Here is a 19,091-nt window from a genome sequence, read left to right on the forward strand (position 1 = left end):
GAGGTCCGCCATGCATATCGGATTGATTGGCGGGATCGGTGTTGCTGCAACAGTGGTGTATTATCAGCGGCTGAGTGCGGCCATGGCGGCACGTGGAAAGCCGCTTGAGTTGACCATCGTGAACGCGGATGTGCAGGAGTTGATCCGTAACAATCTGGCTGATGAGCGAGACGCGCAGGCGCGGGTCTATGCTGGGTTGCTGACCCGTTTACATGCAGCAGGTGCAGATTGTGCGGCCATCACCTCACTGGGCGGGCATTTCTGCTATGATGAGACAGTCCCGCTATCTCCTATCCCGTTGGTTTCGGCCGTAAAGCCTTTGGATGCCTATTTCGCCTCTCAGGGGTTTGGGACAGTTGGATTGCTGGGCACGCGGGTTGTGATGCAGACAAAACTCTATGGTCAGCTTGTGCAAACTCGGGCAGTCGCGCTGGAAGACGAGATCGACACGCTGGGGCAGACCTATCAGGATATGGCAGTCGCCGGAATCTGTTCCGAACAGGATCGCGCGCTGTTTCTGGACGCAGGCCACCGTATGGTGAATGACTTGAATGCTGACGCCATCGTTTTGGCAGGAACCGATCTAAACCTTGCTTTTGACGGGCAGGATCCCGGCTATACTGTAGTAGATGCGTTGGACGTGCATGTGGAGTTGCTCGCTCGTCTGGCAGGCAAAGAATTGACGCTTGAAGAAGCAGGGGCAGATTAATGAGTAAACAAAACGACAACCCTGCCGATCCGTTCAAGAAAGCTCTGGCCGAAGCCACCAAAGTGATGGCGGACGATCCTGAGTTGAACGTCTCATACACGGTTGATCCGTCAGGGATGACGGGTGAGTCGATGCGTTTGCCGCAGGTCTCCCGCCGGATGACGCGCGAGGAGGTTTTGCTGGCACGGGGCACAGCGGACGCCTTGGCGTTGCAGCGCCGGTATCATGACGATGCGACCCACAACCGCTATGCGCCTCCAGGTGATATGGCGCGTGATCTTTATGAAGCGATGGAGGTCGCACGCTGCGAGGCGATGGGGGCCCGGGATATGCCCGGCACCGCCAGCAATATCGACGTGAAGATCGGGCATGAGGCGATCCGGCGTGGCTATGATCAGTGCAAGCAACCGGCCGAGGCACCTTTGTCCGTGGCAGCAGGCTATCTGATCCGGCATCTGGCGACCGGGCGCGATCTGCCGCCTGCCGCTGAAAACGTCATGAACCTGTGGCGTGGGTTTATCGAAGAACAGGCTGGCGGCGTGCTGGAGAACCTTGATGAGGTGCTCTCGGACCAGGCCGAATTCGCCAAGTTCGCGCGCCAGATGATCAAGGATCTGGGGTATGGCGACCAGCTGGGCGATGACCCGGATGAACTGGATGAAGATCAGGAAGATCAGGCCGAGGACGACGCCGAGGAACAGCCTGATCCAGACAGTACCGGCCAGGATGATCAGGACGAACAGGACGCCGACGCGACGCCTGAGCAAACGCAGGAAGAGCAGCAGGATCAATCTCAGGCGCAGGTCTCGATGGATGAGATGGCCGAGGATGAGATGGGCGATGAGGCCGAAATGCCCGAGGGCGAGGCCCCAATGGAGCCACCTGCCCCACCGCCAGCGTCCGAGGCTGACCCGGACTACAAGGTATATTTGAACACCCATGACGAAGAGATTTTGGCCGAGGATTTGGCGGAACCGGCTGAATTGGAGCGTTTGCGCGCCTATCTCGATCAGCAGCTGGAGCCTTTGAAAGGTGCTGTCAGCCGTTTGGCCAACAAGTTGCAGCGTCGCTTGCAGGCGCAGCAGAACCGGTCTTGGGAGTTCGATCGCGAAGAAGGTATTCTTGACGCTGGCCGTCTGGCGCGGGTGGTTGCGAACCCGACCACACCGCTGAGCTTTAAGGTCGAAAAGGATACCGAGTTCAGAGATACCGTTGTGACGTTGCTGCTGGACAATTCAGGCTCGATGCGCGGACGCCCAATCTCGATTGCGGCGATCTGCGCCGATGTTCTGGCGCGGACGCTGGAACGTTGCAACGTGAAGGTTGAGATTCTGGGCTTTACCACCCGGGCGTGGAAGGGTGGTCAGGCGCGCGAGGCATGGTTGAACGATGGCCGCCCACAGCAGCCGGGGCGTCTGAACGATCTGCGCCACATCGTCTACAAGGGTGCGGATGCACCGTGGCGACGGGCACGGCCCAATCTAGGGCTGATGATGAAAGAAGGCCTGCTGAAGGAAAACATCGACGGCGAGGCGCTGGAATGGGCGCATCGCCGGATGCTGGCGCGGCGTGAACAGCGCAAGATCCTGATGGTGATTTCCGATGGTGCGCCCGTCGATGATTCAACGCTGAGTGTGAACCCGGCCAACTATCTGGAAAAACACCTGCGCGACGTGATCGCCATGGTGGAAAAGCGCAAGATGGTGGAACTGCTGGCCATCGGCATCGGCCATGACGTGACCCGGTACTATGACCGGGCGGTGACGATCACCGATGTCGAACAACTTGCCGGTGCGATGACCGAACAACTGGCAGCGCTGTTTGACAGCGATCCCCGCGCGCGGGCGCGAGTGATGGGGATGAAACGGGCCAGTTAGGCCTGTTGCGGTCGGTGAAATAGCATACCAGCCAAGACGCTAAGAAAGTGTTTCGGGGCAGGTTTTTCAGGCGGGTTCGTGATGTGTCGCGGATCTGGCAGCGTATGACGTGCGGCCAGGTGTTGTAAAAGGGCGGTGTCGAATGGGGGCATCATGGCGTGATCTCCTGTTTCAGATCTTATATTTGCCAACCAGTTAGTGCGCCTGCTTGAAGATACTCTTGAGATTTCCCTAAGAAACCTTTGGGATTGCCGTTCAACCTTGTGAGGCCGGGTAAAACCGGGTGTATTCGCCCCATGCGATATGAGTTTGCAGATTGTGTTCTGGATATAGATCGTCACGTGCTGTTGCGCGGAGGCGAAACCGTATCTGTCGAGCCGCAAGTTTTTGATCTGTTGGAATTGCTAGCGCAAAGCCCCGGCAAGCTGGTCCCGCGTGAAGAGATTATCGAACGGGTTTGGCAGGGGCGCTTCGTCTCGGATTCAACGATCAGCGCGCGCATAGCTGCGGCCAGGAAAGCCGTCGGTGACGATGGCAAGACGCAGCGGATCATTAAAACGATCGTGCGGCGTGGATTGCAATTGGCAGCGGAGGTAAGCCGCGATGACGACGCGGGCTCGGGAAAGGGCGAGCATACTCAACAATTGAGGTATGCACGTGGTCGAAATGGCCAGGCAATCCCGTTTACCCTGTTCGGCGAGGGCCTGCCGGTTCTTCGCTTAGGGTCCGTTGTTCATGATCTGGAAGCAGAATGGCGGTTGTCATCAGAGCACAAGCGGTTGACAGATATGGCTGATCGGTTTCGTCTGTTGCGGTACAACAAGGACCACAGTGCGAGTTCGAATTCAAACCACGAAGCTGTGTATAATCACAGGATCGACGAAATCCTGACCGTGACTGAGGCCGCAGGATTTGAGCGTTTCTCTATCGTCGGTGAGTTCGGCGGAACATTCCCTGCGTTGCACTTTGCAGCGCAGCACCCCGAGCGGGTGAACAAGCTGGTGATCGCAGGTGGTTGGGCCGAAGGGCGAGATCATCGCGCGGACGCGCAACAGCCGGACTCGATCCGAACGTTGATTGCCGAGGGCTGGCAAACTCCGGGAGGCGGGTACGCACTGGGCTCTACGCTCAGCTATTTTCCGGATGGCCCGCTTGATGATGTCCGGCAGATGGTCGACGAGATGCAGTCGTTGTATTCCCGAGAACAAAAGCTGCACTACCGCGACATAGGCAACAGCACATCTGCTTTGCACATACTGCCAAAAATCGAGTGTCCCACCCTAGTTCTGCACGGGCGTCACGCTGCAGTTCACCCGTTGTCAGAGGCGCGGAAACTGGCGGCTGGAATACCCAACGCCTCATTGGTGGTCCTCGAAACGGGCAATCAGATACCCCTGCCCGGAAACGCCGCATATGACACCTATTTGCAAAGCCTAACCGCGTTTCTTGAAGCACCCGACTAAGGTCGGATCGGGCGCTGGACATTTCTCGGCGCAGCGCTCAGGTTTCACATCGACCATGCAAAAATGAGGCCCCCATGTTCCAGTCTTTCACAGCCACCGCGCGCCCTGAACAAGGCCCCCCTAGGCTGGCGGCACTGCGGGGCGAGATGGCACGCGACGGGTTGGACGGGTTTCTGGTTCCGCGGGCGGATGCTCATCAGGGTGAGTATGTGGCACCCCGGGACGAGAGGCTGGTGTGGTTGACCGGTTTCACCGGATCAGCCGGGTTTTGCGCGGCTCTCGTCGATGTAGCCGGGGTCTTTATCGACGGGCGCTATAGGACGCAAGTCAAGGCAGAGGTGGCGCGGGATTATACGCCGGTTCCATGGCCTGAAGTCGGCTTAAGTGCCTGGCTGAAGGAACAGCTGCCAAATGGCGGCAAGATTGGGTTTGACCCGTGGTTACACCCGGCTGGGCAAGTTTCCAAGACGCGGACCGAGTTGGATGGCAGTGGCATCACGCTGGCGCAATGCGACAATCTGGTGGACCGGATTTGGGACAATCAACCCGCGCCACCGATGAACCCAGTCAAGGCGCACCCGATTGAATTTGCCGGCGAAACCGCAGACAGCAAGATTGGTCGATTGGCCGATGGTTTGCAAAAGGACGGATACGCGGCAGCGGTGATCACCCTGCCGGATTCGATCATGTGGTTGCTGAATATTCGGGGATCAGACATTCCCTATAATCCGGTAGCCCACGGGTTCGCCATTCTGCACGCCGACGCCCGGGTAGATCTGTTTATGGCCGCTGAAAAGTTGGTGGGTGTGGAAGGTCATCTAAGCCCACATGTCCTGGTGCATGACCCATCTGATTTCCTGGATGCTGTAGGCAAGTTGGAAGGGCGCATTCAGGTTGACCCCAACACCGTGCCCCAGATCGTTGCGGATGCTCTGGGGGATCGGCTGGTCGAAGGTGGCGATCCTTGCGCCCTGCCCAAGGCCTGCAAGAACGCCGCTGAAATCGCGGGCAGCGCCGAGGCGCATCTGCGCGATGCGGTCGCTGTAACTGAAACGCTGTGTTGGTTGGATACGCATTCCCCTGGCAGTCTGACGGAGTCTCAGGTTGTGACGCGGCTTGAGGAAAATCGCCGCAAAGACAATGCACTGCAGGATATCTCGTTCGATACAATCGCGGGCTCCGGGCCGAACGGCGCCATTATGCATTACCGCGTGACCGAAGAGACGGACAGCAAGCTTGAGGACGGTCATCTGTTGGTTCTGGACAGCGGCGGGCAGTATCTGGATGGCACAACCGATATCACGCGCACCATAGCGATTGGCGAAGTCGACCACGAGGAAAAAGCCTGTTTCACCCGCGTGTTGAAGGGCATGATCAACCTGTCGATGTTGCGTTGGCCGGTTGGGTTGGCCGGCCGCGATATCGAATGCATCGCCCGTACGCCGCTGTGGTTGGCCGGTCAGGATTTCAACCACGGGGTTGGGCATGGTGTTGGCGCCTATCTCAGCGTTCACGAAGGGCCGCAACGTCTGTCCAAGGTCAGTCATGTCCCGCTTAAGCCCGGCATGATCCTGTCGAATGAACCGGGGTACTACCGCGAAGGCGCGTTTGGCATCCGGATCGAAAATCTGGTGGTGGTGGAAGATGCCGACACCCTGCCCGGTGGCGATGCCGAACGGGCAATGTTGTGTTGGCGCACGCTGACATATGTGCCGATCGACCGCCGACTTATCGTCACCGAGATGCTGGCGGCGGATGAGCGCACCTGGCTGAACGCCTATCATCGCGACGTTGCAGAAAAGATCCGACCAAGGCTGGGCCCCGACGCGCAACTGTGGTTGGATGCCGCAATTGCGCCGATCTGACACCGGACTGTTACACAGACCGGGCAGAGGAAAGGCCCTGATACGACGAGAGTAGGAGCAGAAATGACTGAGATCACGATCCAAAAAGCGCCGGGGAAATGGACCGTCCGTTCTGGCGGAGCGATTCTGGGCGAGACAAGCAACGCGCTGGAATTGAACGAAGGCGATCTGGATCCTGTGATCTACTTTCCGCGTTCGGACATCGCCATGGCCTTTCTGGATCAGACCGACAAGGTAACTCATTGCCCCCATAAGGGTGACGCGGCGCATTTTTCCATCGTCAACAAATCTTCGGTCACGGAAAATGCAGCCTGGAGCTATGAGGACCCGATTCCGGCTGTGGCCGAGATCAAAGGGTATCTGGCGTTTTATCCGCAGGAGTCGGTGAAGGTCGAACAAATCTAGGCATCGCACGATCCGAGGCGCCAGGCCCGGTCAGGCCAGGCTTGTCAGTCAGGCTCAAAACTCAGGATATCGCCTGGCTGACACTCAAGATACTTGCAGATCGCGTCCAGTGTCGAAAACCGGACACCTTTTATTTTGCCTGATTTGATCAGCGACAGGTTGGTCTCGGACAACCCGATTGCCGCCGCTAATTCCCGCGAGGAGACTTTGCGCTTTACTAGCATCAGGTCGAGATTCACCTGAATTGTCATACAGTCCCCCTATAGAAAGTGTTTGTTTTCATCTTCGGCCTGCCAGGCACGCCCTAGCGTTTGCGAGATCGCCAGCAACACAACACCCGTTATGGCAAAGATAATGTCCAAATCCAGTGGGTCCCAGCCGAATTCGAACCCTTCGGTCGAGTCCAAACCAATCACGATCAGATACGGCATCACGGCTGAAATGATATTGTAGCCGATCCAAAAGCCGATCAGCCCCCAAGCCATGCGACGCAGATTGCGTGCCAGATCGCGAAAATCCTGCCCCTGCCCGCCGTTCAAGATTAACCAAGCGCCCCGAAACGCACCGGCCAGAGACAAAAGGGCAAGTAGGGTCAGGATCAATCCGATCATCAATGTCCAAACGGGTGGGGACGAAGGTTGTATGGGAAACTCAAAAATGTCCCATATCTCGTTGTGAAGACCCAACATTTGGCCAATCCAGAGGAAGCCAAAGATAAAAAGATAGTAGGTCATGCTCAATGCCATCGCGGCCTTTGCAAGAAAACTCATCATACCTCCTGTGTTGCCGATCGTGCTTATCGCAATTCGTCAAATATACAAACCCTTACTTTACGTAATTTAAATAAAACATAAAAATATTGTTGAAAAGCATTGAACCTTCGATTAGGTCCGCTGCCGAGTAATTCGATCGCACTAAAAAAAGGACAAAACGATGAAACTGACCAATTCTTGCGGCATACTGATACTTGGATTGACGGTCGCGGCGTGCTCGGACAGTGCAGACACTTTGATTGTTGACGGCCAGAAAAAAGCGAATTTCCAATCTGACCTGACCGCCTGCCAGCAGGTGTCGATGCAGCGCGAAAAAACCAATGACGGGGCGATTACCGGTGCCGTAATCGGCGGGCTGGTCGGCGCAGCCGAAGCAGACAGCGGCGACGCACTGGCCGGGCTCGGTATTGGTGCAGCCGTTGGCGGCCTCATAGGAACAGCCGAGGATTCATCTGAGGCAGACGACGCCAGAAAACGTATCGTTTTTAACTGTATGCGGGGTCGAGGCCACAATGTCGTTGGTTAGAAGACATCTTTCGCCGCGTGGCCGCCGCCTGAGCCGCTATGCCGCCGCGCTGGCGGCAATGGTCGCGGTTTTAATGGGCGGGTGTACTCAGATGTCCATCTTGGCGTGGAACCAGGTCCCGATGACCGAGTTCCGCGTCGACGGCACACGGCTGTATATGCAAGGGGCTATCAACTCTCAGACGCTGAAACAGTTTGAAGACGTTTATGCCAAGCACCCTGACATCAAGACTTTGGTCGAACTGGATGTGCCCGGATCGCTTGATGATGACACCATGATTGCGCTGGCCTATCGAGTACGAGAGCTGGGACTTAACACCCATCTAGAAGCCTCCAGCCTGATCCAGTCAGGCGGGGTGGACTTGTTTCTGGCAGGCGTCCGTCGCACCATGGAGCCGGGCGCACAGATTGGTGTGCATTCTTGGTCAGACGGATCGCGGGACGCGAAAGACTACCCGGGCGATGCCCCTGAACACGAACAGAACCGATTGTACATCGAGCACGTGCTGGGCGATGAGTCATTCTACTGGTTTACGATTTATGCCGCACCGGCTGATGGCATGCACTTCATGACTAGCAGCGAAATCAAAAAATACGGGTTATTGACGAACTAGCCATCCAATGCCCCAAGTCGATGTGACCGCAGGCACGCAGATTTCAACGCGCGTGCCTACTACATTTTGATCGGTGCATATGCTCTCCGCTTCGCGAAAGCCTGAAATCCGATCACACGCTGCTCACGCGGCTGTGGCATGCAATTGATCATCCCAGCGTGCATATTGGGCCTGAACAGAAAGGGAGCGGGCCATGTCGATATCTCGTCGCAGCTTTGTTTGGCTAGCCGGGGCAGGCGCATTCGCGCCAGTTGCGCTCTGGGCCCAACAGGACCCGGTGCTTGAGGCAGTTCGCAGCACGCTTTTCGGCCGCAGGACTGAGTTTGAGGCACACATGGCGTTTCTTAAGGATCGCGGCAACCCTGACGTTGTTCCGGCCCTGCTGACAGGAATGCGGTTTTCCGACCGGCGAAGAGACGACATCGTCGAAGTGATGGAGGCTCTGACGGGTCAGCAATTGGGCACCGACTGGTTCGAATGGATGCTATGGCAGGAACGCAACCCGCAGGTGGTGCCCCACCCATCGCTGATCCCGTTCAAACGCGAAGTTCTATTGGGTGTCGATTCCAATTTCGACGTATTCCTGCAGCCAGAATATCTGCAACGCGACAAGATGAAGATCCGGCTGGAAGAGATCGCCTGGGGTGGCGTGCGCAAAGATGGCATTCCGTCGTTGGACAACCCGACACTCATTTCGGCTGCAAACGCCGACTATATGAAGGGCGACGATCTGGTTTTTGGCGTGGCGATCAACGGGGATGAGAGAGCCTACCCGCTGCGGATCATGGGATGGCACGAGATGTTCAACGATGTGATTGGCGGCGTGCCGGTTGCTTTGGCTTACTGCACCCTATGCGGTTCGGGCATTCTGTTTGAAACGCAGGTTCAGGGACGGCAAAAACCACTGGTGTTTGGCTCATCCGGGTTCTTGTATCGGTCCAACAAGCTGATGTTTGACCGCGCGACACATTCGCTGTGGAATCAATACACCGGAAAACCGGTGGTGGGGCCCTTGGTGGACAGCGGAATTACCCTGAAGCAACGCCCTGTTGTGATCACGACCTGGGACAGCTGGAAGACATCGCATCCGGGCACGCGGGTGCTGTCGCTGAACACAGGGCATCGGCGTAACTATGGTTCGGGTGTCGTCTACCGCGACTATTTTGCGTCGAGCGAGTTGATGTTCCCGGCGCTCGTGGATCAGTCTAAGCATCGGCAAAAGGACTACGTGTTTGCGGTACGCCAATTTGGGGCAGCGCGGGCTTGGCCGCTGGATGCTTTCAAGCGAACTCAGGTGATCAATGACGCCATCGCCGGCCGCCCGCTGGTTTTGATCGGTGATCCAGCCGAGCGCAGTGTTCGGGCCTATGAACGCAAGTCCCACAAATTCAGCGCGTCAGGGCGCGGGTTGCGGGATGCCAAAGGCGCTGACTGGACCGTCACTGAAGAGGCGATTGTCGGCGCGGATGGCGCACGGCTGCCGCGTGTGGCTGGTCATATCTCCTACTGGTTTGCGTGGGACAACTATATGGGTGACGCCGCAAGCGTGTATGACGGCTGACGGTCAGGAATGTTCCTCGGCCGCTGTTGCCGCCAAAGCTCGGTTATAGGCTTTGAGCGCATCTACGTGATAGAGCGCGCCAACGGGCGTTTCTCGGCCAACGTCATCGACAATGACCACCGGAATACACGGGATATCGTCGCGGTCGAAATAGGGCATCGCGGCTTCGAGCGTTGCGCTGGCTTTGACGCAGAACCCCTTATCGATCAGGATCTGCGCTTCATCCTTTGAAATCGAACGCGGGTCTCCGATAGGCCGCATTACAGCCCCTGCCCTGAGCATGGCCAGCAGATAAGCCTGGGGCCCGGCGGCCAGATGCACGTTGCGACGCTCTAGCTGGGTCAGGAAGAACGAACGGTCGACCAGGCGAGATGCCAACGCGGTGGACATCGAAACCGACACCATCACTGCCAAACCAATCTGCCAGTCCCCGGTCAGTTCGAACACGATCAAAGTGGTAGAGATCGGCGCGCCCAGAACGGCGGCGGCCACGGCGCCCATGCCCGCAAAGGCATACAGCGTATGGGTACCCGACACTTCCGGCAGCAATCCGGTGGCAATAAGACCAAAGGCCAACCCGGTCAGCGCGCCAATCATCAACGATGGAGAAAACACGCCGCCGCCCATACGCCCGCCCATGGTGATCGCTACCGCTACGGTCTTGATCACGGCAAACAGGATCGCGGTTGTCAGCACAAGATCACCGGTCAAGGCACGGATCGTAGTTTCGTATCCGACCCCTATGATATGCGGGAACCAGATTGCCAAAAGACCCAGCATCGCGCCGGACACCCCTGGTCGCAGCCACCGCGGCATGGATAGGCGGTTTTGAATATGGCTGCCGATATCCTCGGCAAAGAAGATCGAACGCATCAGCAGCACTGCCACGAAGCCGCAGATCAGCCCAAGGATCAGAAAGGCCGGCAATTCGACATAGAATTGCAGAGACCCGGGCGTTTCCAGCGCAAACTCTGTGACGTCACCATATTCCAACCGGTTGATCACCGTCCCCGCGACCGAGGCAATGACGATGGGTGCAAATGCGTGCACGGCGAAATGGCGCAGCACGACCTCGAGCGCGAACAGGGCTCCGGCGATGGGCGCGTTAAAACTGGCCGAGACGGCGGCGGCAACAGCGCAACCCAGCAGATCACGCCCGGTGATGCCATCTGCGTGAATGCGATTGCTAACCCAAGTGGAAATCACACCCGCCATATGGACCACCGGCCCTTCCCGCCCGGTGGACCCGCCTGTACTGAGGGTGATGAGCGAAGCAAAAAACGACGCGATACCCGCTTTGGTTTCGACCCGCCCATCGGTCACGGCAGAACCTTCGATTACATCTGCCACGGATCGAACACGCCCGTCATCAGTGAATTTATTCAGTATGACCCCGACGATCAAACCACCGAAAATGGGGGTGATCAGGATCAGAAACCACGGGAGTTTTTCGACGTGGCTATGCAGCAGCAGAATGTCTTCCGTTTCGTAAACATAGGCCTGCAACGCCCGGATCGCCTTACGAAATCCAAGCGCCATGAAGCCCGCAGCTATTCCGATGACCAGTGCAATGAACCAGAACTGGATCTGGCTGGGACCCCGGCGCAGCATCACCCGCCAGGCGTCCTTGATTGCGGCCAGAGCCTGACTAAGCTGGTTGCGCAGAACGGTGCGGGTAGACTGGGTCATTGGCCCTCAGGGATCATCTCATATCCCTTAGTAAGCCACGGGGCGCTCATATAAAAGTAGGATAGCGACCCCAGGTAGTAGCGAGTTGTTTCAGGCTTGCAGCAAAGCGCGGGCGGCGGCGCGGGCCTCGTCCGTTATCGTATCGCCTGCAACCATGCGTGCGATCTCATCCACCCTGTCGGGATCGGCCAAAGGGGTGACAGTGGACAGGGTCTGCCCGTTGGCGACATGTTTCTGAACGCGCCAGTGATGCGCGGCACGGGCGGCAACCTGCGGCGAGTGGGTGACAACCAGTACCTGCCCACCTTCTGCCAGCGACGCAAGACGTCGCCCAACGGCATCAGCGGTAGCGCCTCCGACGCCGCGATCAATCTCGTCAAAGATCATTGTGAGGGTGCTGTCATCACCGGACAGGCACACTTTGAGCGCCAATAGAAAGCGACTGAGTTCCCCGCCCGAGGCGATCTTGTTCAGCGGCCCCGACGGTGCACCGGGGTTGGTGGCAACCGTGAAGGCAACCGCGTCGGTTCCTTCAGGGCCGGGATCGGCGGTGGTGATTTCGGTCTGAAACACCGCGCGTTCCATTTTCAGCGGCGCCAATTCATCCATGACGGCTGCATCCAGTTGCCCGGCTGCCGACTTTCGCTTGGTACTCAGCGCATTGGCCGCCGTATCATAAGCAGCTTGTGCCACATCCATAGCGGCGCGCTGATCAGCAAGATCCGCATCCCCTGCATCAAGCCGGCTGAGACGATCCCGCAGCGTTTCGGCAAAGCCACCTAGTTCATCTGGCGCAACATCATGCTTGCGAGCCAATGCACGGATCGCGAACAGACGTTCTTCGGCGGCTTCAAGGTCAGCCGGGTTGAAGTCCAGCGCCTGCAGGCAGGCGTTGACGCCGTCCTGTGCCTCACCCAGTTCGATCATGGCGCGCCCCAGCGCGGCGATAGGGCCTTCCAGTTGCCCGCCTGCGTGATCGGATACGCCTTCGAGCCAGCGCACGGCATCTGCCATGGCCCCTTCTGCGCCGTCCCCGCCCAACAAATCAAAGGCGCGGGCGACGTCGTCACGGATGCGTTCAGCCCCCTGCATCATGCGGCGGCGCGCGTCGAGTTCGGCATCTTCACCCGGCTGAGGGTCAAGTTGATCCAGTTCCGCCACGGCGTGGCGCAGAAATTCCTCTTCGGCGCGCATGGTCGCCAATGCGGCTTCGGTCTCGGCCAGCGCTTTACGTGTGCGGGACAGTTCAGTCCACGCGGTGCGTACGGCATGCAGATGACCCGAAAGCTGGGCATAGCTATCCAACATCGCCCGGTGGCCGCGCGGATTCAGCAAACCACGATCATCATGCTGGCCGTGAAGTTCAATCAGGGTTTCAGACAGGGCCCGCAACACCTCACCAGAACAGCGGCGGTCATTGACCCAGGCGGTCTTGCGCCCTTCGGCGGTGTTGACGCGGCGCAGGATCAGCTCTTCTCCGCCGGGCAAACCGGCCTCGGATAGAATTTCGTGGGCAGGGTGATCGTCTGGCAGTTCGAATTCTGCCACGACCTCGCCCTGCGCGGCCCCTCGGCGGACAAGTTCAGCTCGGCCGCGCCAACCAAGTACGAAACCCAGTGAATCCAACAAGATCGATTTGCCCGCACCCGTCTCACCGGTCAATGCGTTCAACCCCGGCTGGAACGATAGCTCCAACCGGTCAATGATCAGCATGTCGCGGATATCGAGGGCGCGCAGCATCGGGTCTTTACCGTCCCAAGCCAAAAGCCATGACGACTACAACCACTCACCCTTGATGGTTTGACGATAGATCGTGCTGAGCCAATTGTTGCCACGGCTCTTGAGATCCAGCCCACGCGAAGTCAGCAGCTTGTAGGCGTCATCATACCACTCCGAAGACTGGTAGTTGTAGCCGAGGATCGCACCGGCCGTTTGGGCCTCATCCACCAGACCAAGTGACAAGTAGGCTTCGACCAGACGATATAGCGCTTCGGCGGTATGTGATGTGGTCTGAAAATCCTCTACCACCACACGGAACCGGTTGATGGCCGCGATGTAGTGATCCTGACGCAGATAATAGCGCCCGATTTCCATTTCTTTTCCCGCCAGATGGTCAAAGGCCAGATCGAATTTCAGCACGGCCGACGTGGCGTATTCGCTGTCTGGATAAACCTCGATCACTGTCCGCAGGGATTGCAACGCCTGAAAGGTCAGACCCTGATCGCGACCAACTTCGTCAATCTGGTCGTAATAGCTGAGGGCCAAAAGATACTGCGCATAGGCCGCGTCTTCATCCGTTGGATAGAAGTCGATGTAACGCTGCGCGGCCGCACGGCTTTCTTCATAGTTCTTGTCCGAGTGGAACGAAAACGCCTGCATGATCAGCGCACGTTTGGCCCAGTCGGAATAAGGATACAGACGCTCCACTTCCGAGAAATACCAAGCCGCATCGTCCGAACGACTCTGCGATAGTTCGTATTCACCACGGGTGTAAATCTGCTCCGGCGTATAGCCTTCCAGGTTTTGACTGCGATCCGCGCCTTTGTTGCCGAACAGGCCCCCCGCGTTGCCGCATGCCGTCAAAGTTGCTGCCAGAAGAATCGCGCTTGCGAACCTGACTGCCGCTTTGCTGCCAACCATACCGCCCATCCTTGTCGTCTTAACTTAACGGGGTTCGCCCCGGATTGAGCCATGGTCTAGCACAGAAAATTCCGGTGCAAAACGCCTTATCCACGCTCTGGCGCAATTGTCGTCAGAGTTGATCAGATCAGGCGACTTCGGGAACTTCGTTCAGAACGAGGCCCTGCCCTGGCAAGCGCGCAGCTTGTTCGGGGGTGCACAGGACTGGACGCACCGCACCGGGCGTTTCGAACAGTTTGCGCAGCAAAGTATTGGTCATCGAATGACCTGACTTGTCACCAGTGAAGTGGCCAAGAATCGGACCACCCGCAAGATAGAGATCGCCCAGAGCGTCCAGCATCTTGTGGCGCACGGCCTCATCCGCGCGGCGAAAGCCGCCCGGGGTCAGAACTTCGTTACCTTGCACAACAACCGCATTTTCCAACGTACCGCCAAGTGCGAGACCGTTTTCACGCATGGCTTCGACGTCTGTACGACGGCAGAACGTCCGACAGTCACTAAGCTCGCGGGCAAACGACCCGTTGCGCATGTCCAGAGTTTTAGTCTGGCTGCCGATGGCGTCGTCTTCGAAATCGATGTGGAAGTCGATGATCAGCCCGTCTGCGGGCACAATCGTGGCGCTGGCGCCTTCACGCGAAGCAGTCACTGCTTTTACGACTTCGTAGGCCAGAACCGGGCTGGCTTGACGGCGCACGCCCTTTGCCACAATGCCGCGCACGAAATCGATGGACGACCCGTCCATAATCGGAACCTCGGGCCCATCAATCTCGATCAGTGCATTGTGCACGCCACATCCGGCCAGAGCCGCCATGATGTGTTCAACGGTGGACACCGACACACCAGCGTCATTCACCAGGCGGGTGCAAAGTGGCGTCCGCTCGACCACGTCATAGATCGCAGGGATGAGGGCATTGCCCAGCTCAATATCCGTCCGCTTGAACCAAATGCCGTGACCGGCAGCTGCCGGTTTCAGGACCATCTTGGCAGGCTGACCGCCATGCAGTCCGACGCCTTGGAACGTGACCGGAGATTTGAGCGTATGTTGCAAATGGTGCCTCAAAGAGTGGTGTCCAGCCTGCTAGGGCTGTGTTGCATCCCCAGTTAAGGAAGCATGCGTCAAGGCTCAACTCACTCTTTGTAACCGAATGAAACATGTATGTAACAGATCGGCAAAACCCTGCTTACCCACCTATAATACTTTGGTAATAAAGTAAAAAGGGCCGCCAGTAGGCGACCCTTTACACTCAATTTGTTACCGCCATCAGTTGGCTTGGCGGCGCAGGAAGGCCGGAATTTCGATCCGTTCCTGTTCCGGGTCGGCCTCATCATGGATAGGTGCCGTAGCGTCAGCCTGACGCATTGCAGGCTGTTGACGCACCGGCTGCGGGGCCTGTGCCGGAGTATCTGCCGCATGGCCGGTCATCCGGTCAATCAACCGATTGAAGCCAAAGCGGGGGCGTTCTTCGGTCTCGGGCTGCGGTTGCTGCGCCGCCTCCTGAGGCCGCGAAGCGGTCATGCGCTGCTTGGCTGACGGCACGTTTTGAACGGCCGCCTGCAGACGCTGAAGTGCTTCGGGCGAGGGGGTGCCGGCGGCTTGTCCACGCGGAGCAACAAAGGTTTCTGGTGCCTGTTCGACAGGATCGGGCTGCGGTTCAAACTCGGCCACACGCGGCTGGTAGGCCGGAGGCGGCAGACCGTCATCATCCCGCTCGTCCCGTGCATGAAACTGCGTCGGGGCAGGCTCTTCGGCTGCTTCGAACAGAGAAGGCTCGCGGATTTCTTCTGGCTGCGGAGCTGGCTCGGCCACTTCGGCTGCAACAGGCGTTTCCTCGGGCATGTGCTCTTCCGCTGAAACCGTACGGGTCAGTGGTGCGGACATCGAACGGCGTGCAACCGGGATATCTTCCTGCTTTTCAGTGGCGTCGATGCCAGTAGCAACAACCGATACGCGCATGCCACCTTCCATTGCGGTGTCCAGCGTCGAGCCGACGATGATGTTCGCCTCGGGATCAACTTCTTCGCGGATGCGGTTGGCCGCTTCGTCCAGTTCGAACAACGTCAGATCGTGCGAGCCGGTGATGTTGATCAGCACGCCCTTGGCGCCTTTGAGGCTGATTTCATCCAGCAGCGGGTTGGCAATGGCCTTCTCAGCCGCCTGAACCGCGCGATCTTCGCCGGTTGCTTCGCCGGTGCCCATCATGGCTTTGCCCATCTCGTCCATCACCGCACGGACGTCGGCAAAGTCGAGGTTGATCAGGCCCGGACGCACCATCAGGTCGGTGACGCCTTTGACACCCTGATACAGAACGTCGTCGGCCATCGAGAACGCCTCGGTGAACGTGGTCTTTTCATTAGCCAGGCGGAACAGGTTCTGGTTTGGAATGATGATCAGCGTGTCAACAACCCGTTGCAGCGATTCAACGCCGTCTTCGGCCTGTCGCATCCGCTTGGCCCCTTCGAACTGGAAGGGTTTGGTCACGACACCAACAGTCAGTACGCCAAGCTCACGTGCGGCCTGCGCAATAATCGGAGCGGCCCCGGTTCCGGTACCGCCACCCATGCCGGCGGTGATAAAGCACATATGCGCACCCGCCAGGTGATCAACGATCTGTTCGATGCTTTCTTCGGCGGCAGCAGCCCCTACGGTCGGCCGTGCCCCAGCACCCAAACCTTCGGTGACCTTTACGCCCAGTTGCACGCGCGCCGATGAATGGCTTTGCTGCAACGCCTGAGCGTCGGTGTTAGCGACAACAAAGTCGACCCCATCTAGTTGCTTTTCAATCATGTTGTTAACGGCATTGCCGCCGGCGCCGCCAACGCCAAATACTGTGATCCGAGGCTTCAGTTCATCGTGCCCGGGCATCGAAAGATTCAATGTCATGCTCTGTCCGCCTGTTTTTATGTTCCGCCAAAGCGGTGTTTTTCTTGCCTATCTGCCCATGATTCTATCGCTCCAATACGAAAAGGTCACGTCAAAAATTGCGTGATTCCACAAAATATGGAGGAAATAAGGCGCTGAACGGCGGTATTTCGCATCCAACGCCAGATATTGGGGAACACAGGCAAATCACAACAAGACAAGCGTCATCCGCGCCGCATTTTGGGTGCGTCACGAGTTAGTGGATCGTATCGGTACATGCGGAAAACTGCTCAGGGTCCTGCCGCGGGCCTCTTGCGGGCCTTGTGGATATCTTTAGGGATAAATCCGGTCGCTGCAACCCGTTTCTTTAGCTGAGCGGAGCGCCTGGGCAGTTCAAACTGTTCGTGGTGATGCTGCGCACTTCCTGAATTTCACCGTCCGAGAATGAAGCAAGCCGCACCAACAGGCGGTCTTTATGCATAAAGGGCCACCAACATACAGGCAGACCATCCGGATCATTGTCGTACAGAAAGCAGATCTGACCGTTGGGCGTGGTGATCTGACCATAAACGCACCCCTCGCCCTCTTGCCGCCAGACCGATGTTGTGCGGCTTAGAAACTGTTCGGTTCCTACCAGGTCGCCGCTTCGGATTTCATAGAATTTTAACGTTCTCCCAATTGCGGCATCCAGAAATGCCTCGGGCGTGATGATGGTTTGGGCCGCAGCCCAGCCGGGCAGCAGCACTGCCCCAAGACCGAACCAGCGCAGTGTTTTACCAATTGTCACGGAACCACCGGACGGCCCGTTTGAAGGGGCGTGCCGCGTCCGTGTCGACCGGAATTTCGAAGTCCCACCATTCGTCCTGCGGATGCGCAGCAAACAGGCTGAGTCCGACCGCCGAGGAAAAACCCGGCCCGGTGGCCGATTGCGGCAGCCCGTGGACGCGCAGCGGACGGCCCAGGCGCACACGCTGGCCTAGGATCCGCGTCGCAAGCCCGTCCAGCCCCATGATCTGACTGCCACCGCCGGTCAGCACAATCTGCTGGCTTGGCATATGTTCGAACCCGGCCGCGTCCAGACGTACACGTACCTCTTCAAGGATTTCTTCGACCCTAGGGCGCATAATCCCGATCAGTTCAGCGCGGCTGACGGTGCGGCGATCATGTTCCCAGTCTCCAGTGTCGCCACCGATATCGATCATATCGCGATCATCCGCGCCGGTCGCATGGACCCCACCATTAAATGTCTTGATCCGTTCGGCCACCGACGCGGGCACGCCCAGCCCCATGGAAATATCCGACGTCACGTGATCTCCGCCCATGCGCACGCAATCGGCATAGATCATGTGCTTTTTCATGAAGATCGATACGCTGGTCGTGCCACCGCCCATATCGATACAAGCCGCGCCCAGTTCCTGTTCATCTTCAACAAGCGAAGAGATGCCCGACACATAAGCCGAATTTGCAATACCAGCGAGCTCTAGATCGCAGCGTTTGATACAGCGCACGATGTTCTGAATTGCCACAGCATCAACGGTCAGCATGTGCATATCGACGGCCAACGATTGCCCGAGCTGACCGCGCGGATCAATCAGGCCCGAGCGGTTGTCGAGCGCAAAGTTCACCGGCTGGGCATGCAACACTTCGCGCCCTGCTCCGTAGTCAGGCACATCGCAGGCGTTCAGAACGCGGCCTACTTCGGCCTCGGTCACAAGCTGGCCTTCCAGATCGACCTGCGCATCCAGCCCATAAGACCTAGGGTTGGCGCCCGAGAAACAGGCGATCACATGATCAACGCGGATATCGGCCATTTTCTGTGCTGCCTGCAGCGCCGTGCGAATGGCCCGCTCGGTTTCCTGCATGGCGGTGACTTCGCCAAATTGCACACCGCGTGAGCGTGTTGTGGCGGCCCCGACAACGCGGAACCCGGTCTGACCCGCCATGGACCCGATGGTGTTATCCTCGCTGAGCCGCCCGGATCCGTCGAACCGCAGCACAAGGCAGCTAATCTTGGAACTTCCGACATCCAGAATGGCGACGACGCCCCTTTGCATGGCTTGTCTACGCATCTGCCGCATGGCGCGTTGAGACTGATATAGATCGGTCATCA

Annotated in this window: 17 protein-coding genes; 8 read left to right on the forward strand and 9 right to left on the reverse strand. The window is 58.0% G+C overall.

Features of this window, described 5'->3' with window-relative positions:
* The first annotated feature begins 10 nt into the window (after positions 1-10).
* The 5 genes from ACR0BU_RS02435 to ACR0BU_RS02455 all read left to right on the forward strand — a co-directional run bounded on the left by ACR0BU_RS02435 (position 11) and on the right by ACR0BU_RS02455 (position 6,319).
* Positions 11-709 (forward strand): aspartate/glutamate racemase family protein, encoded by a 699-nt coding sequence (locus tag ACR0BU_RS02435; protein ID WP_480734939.1) that lies wholly within the window; start codon positions 11-13, stop codon positions 707-709.
* Positions 709-2,586 carry a cobaltochelatase subunit CobT gene (cobT, locus tag ACR0BU_RS02440; RefSeq protein ID WP_299885599.1) on the forward strand — a complete coding sequence of 626 codons (1,878 nt, stop codon included), beginning with the start codon at positions 709-711 and terminating at the stop codon, positions 2,584-2,586. Before ACR0BU_RS02435 ends, cobT begins: the two co-directional genes overlap by 1 nt.
* 296 nt (positions 2,587-2,882) lie before the next feature.
* On the forward strand, positions 2,883-4,049 hold the full coding sequence (locus ACR0BU_RS02445; protein WP_480734938.1) for an alpha/beta hydrolase: 1,167 nt from the start codon (positions 2,883-2,885) through the stop codon (positions 4,047-4,049).
* Between the two features lie 74 nt (positions 4,050-4,123).
* Positions 4,124-5,914, forward strand: a complete 1,791-nt coding sequence (locus ACR0BU_RS02450) for an aminopeptidase P family protein (RefSeq protein ID WP_480734936.1) — start codon at positions 4,124-4,126, stop codon at positions 5,912-5,914.
* 63 nt (positions 5,915-5,977) lie between these two features.
* The gene (locus ACR0BU_RS02455) at positions 5,978-6,319 is read left to right on the forward strand and encodes a DUF427 domain-containing protein (protein ID WP_480734935.1); all 342 of its coding nucleotides are present in this window, start codon (positions 5,978-5,980) and stop codon (positions 6,317-6,319) included.
* 44 nt (positions 6,320-6,363) lie between these two features.
* On the opposite strand, the gene ACR0BU_RS02460 is transcribed toward ACR0BU_RS02455, so the two are convergent.
* Together ACR0BU_RS02460 and ACR0BU_RS02465 are read right to left on the reverse strand one after the other, a co-directional pair.
* Entirely contained in the window at positions 6,364-6,570 is a 207-nt protein-coding gene (locus tag ACR0BU_RS02460; RefSeq protein WP_120635971.1) for a helix-turn-helix domain-containing protein, read from the reverse strand.
* Positions 6,571-6,579: 9 nt separating this feature from the next.
* Positions 6,580-7,089, reverse strand: coding sequence for a hypothetical protein (locus ACR0BU_RS02465; protein WP_299079834.1), 510 nt, complete (start codon positions 7,087-7,089; stop codon positions 6,580-6,582).
* Between the two features lie 163 nt (positions 7,090-7,252).
* Here ACR0BU_RS02465 and ACR0BU_RS02470 point away from each other — a divergent pair, with 163 nt between their 5' ends.
* From ACR0BU_RS02470 to ACR0BU_RS02480, 3 genes are all read left to right on the forward strand, one after another.
* A complete protein-coding gene (locus ACR0BU_RS02470; protein ID WP_300068003.1) occupies positions 7,253-7,618 on the forward strand; it encodes a glycine zipper family protein in 366 nt (121 codons plus the stop codon).
* On the forward strand, positions 7,605-8,231 hold the full coding sequence (locus ACR0BU_RS02475; RefSeq protein ID WP_480734934.1) for a COG3904 family protein: 627 nt from the start codon (positions 7,605-7,607) through the stop codon (positions 8,229-8,231). Before ACR0BU_RS02470 ends, ACR0BU_RS02475 begins: the two co-directional genes overlap by 14 nt.
* A gap of 193 nt (positions 8,232-8,424) precedes the next feature.
* Positions 8,425-9,792: a DUF3179 domain-containing protein gene (locus tag ACR0BU_RS02480; protein ID WP_480734933.1), complete on the forward strand. Its 1,368-nt coding sequence runs from the start codon at positions 8,425-8,427 to the stop codon at positions 9,790-9,792.
* A 3-nt stretch (positions 9,793-9,795) separates the two neighbouring features.
* On the opposite strand, the gene ACR0BU_RS02485 is transcribed toward ACR0BU_RS02480, so the two are convergent.
* From ACR0BU_RS02485 to ftsA, 7 genes are all read right to left on the reverse strand, one after another.
* Positions 9,796-11,481 (reverse strand): chloride channel protein, encoded by a 1,686-nt coding sequence (locus tag ACR0BU_RS02485; protein ID WP_480734931.1) that lies wholly within the window; start codon positions 11,479-11,481, stop codon positions 9,796-9,798.
* 90 nt (positions 11,482-11,571) lie between these two features.
* The gene (gene recN, locus ACR0BU_RS02490; RefSeq protein ID WP_480734929.1) at positions 11,572-13,221 is read right to left on the reverse strand and encodes a DNA repair protein RecN; all 1,650 of its coding nucleotides are present in this window, start codon (positions 13,219-13,221) and stop codon (positions 11,572-11,574) included.
* 36 nt (positions 13,222-13,257) lie between these two features.
* A complete protein-coding gene (locus ACR0BU_RS02495; protein ID WP_298933185.1) occupies positions 13,258-14,121 on the reverse strand; it encodes an outer membrane protein assembly factor BamD in 864 nt (287 codons plus the stop codon).
* A 127-nt stretch (positions 14,122-14,248) separates the two neighbouring features.
* The gene (lpxC, locus tag ACR0BU_RS02500; RefSeq protein ID WP_480734927.1) at positions 14,249-15,169 is read right to left on the reverse strand and encodes a UDP-3-O-acyl-N-acetylglucosamine deacetylase; all 921 of its coding nucleotides are present in this window, start codon (positions 15,167-15,169) and stop codon (positions 14,249-14,251) included.
* Between the two features lie 213 nt (positions 15,170-15,382).
* Positions 15,383-17,002: a cell division protein FtsZ gene (gene ftsZ / locus ACR0BU_RS02505; protein WP_299885630.1), complete on the reverse strand. Its 1,620-nt coding sequence runs from the start codon at positions 17,000-17,002 to the stop codon at positions 15,383-15,385.
* Between the two features lie 346 nt (positions 17,003-17,348).
* Entirely contained in the window at positions 17,349-17,768 is a 420-nt protein-coding gene (locus tag ACR0BU_RS02510) for a hypothetical protein (RefSeq protein WP_480734926.1), read from the reverse strand.
* Positions 17,755-19,089, reverse strand: a complete 1,335-nt coding sequence (gene ftsA / locus ACR0BU_RS02515; RefSeq protein WP_298933476.1) for a cell division protein FtsA — start codon at positions 19,087-19,089, stop codon at positions 17,755-17,757. The genes ACR0BU_RS02510 and ftsA overlap by 14 nt, the downstream gene beginning before the upstream one ends.
* Positions 19,090-19,091: the final 2 nt, after the last annotated feature.

Source organism: Ruegeria sp. CK2 (genome assembly GCF_056536585.1).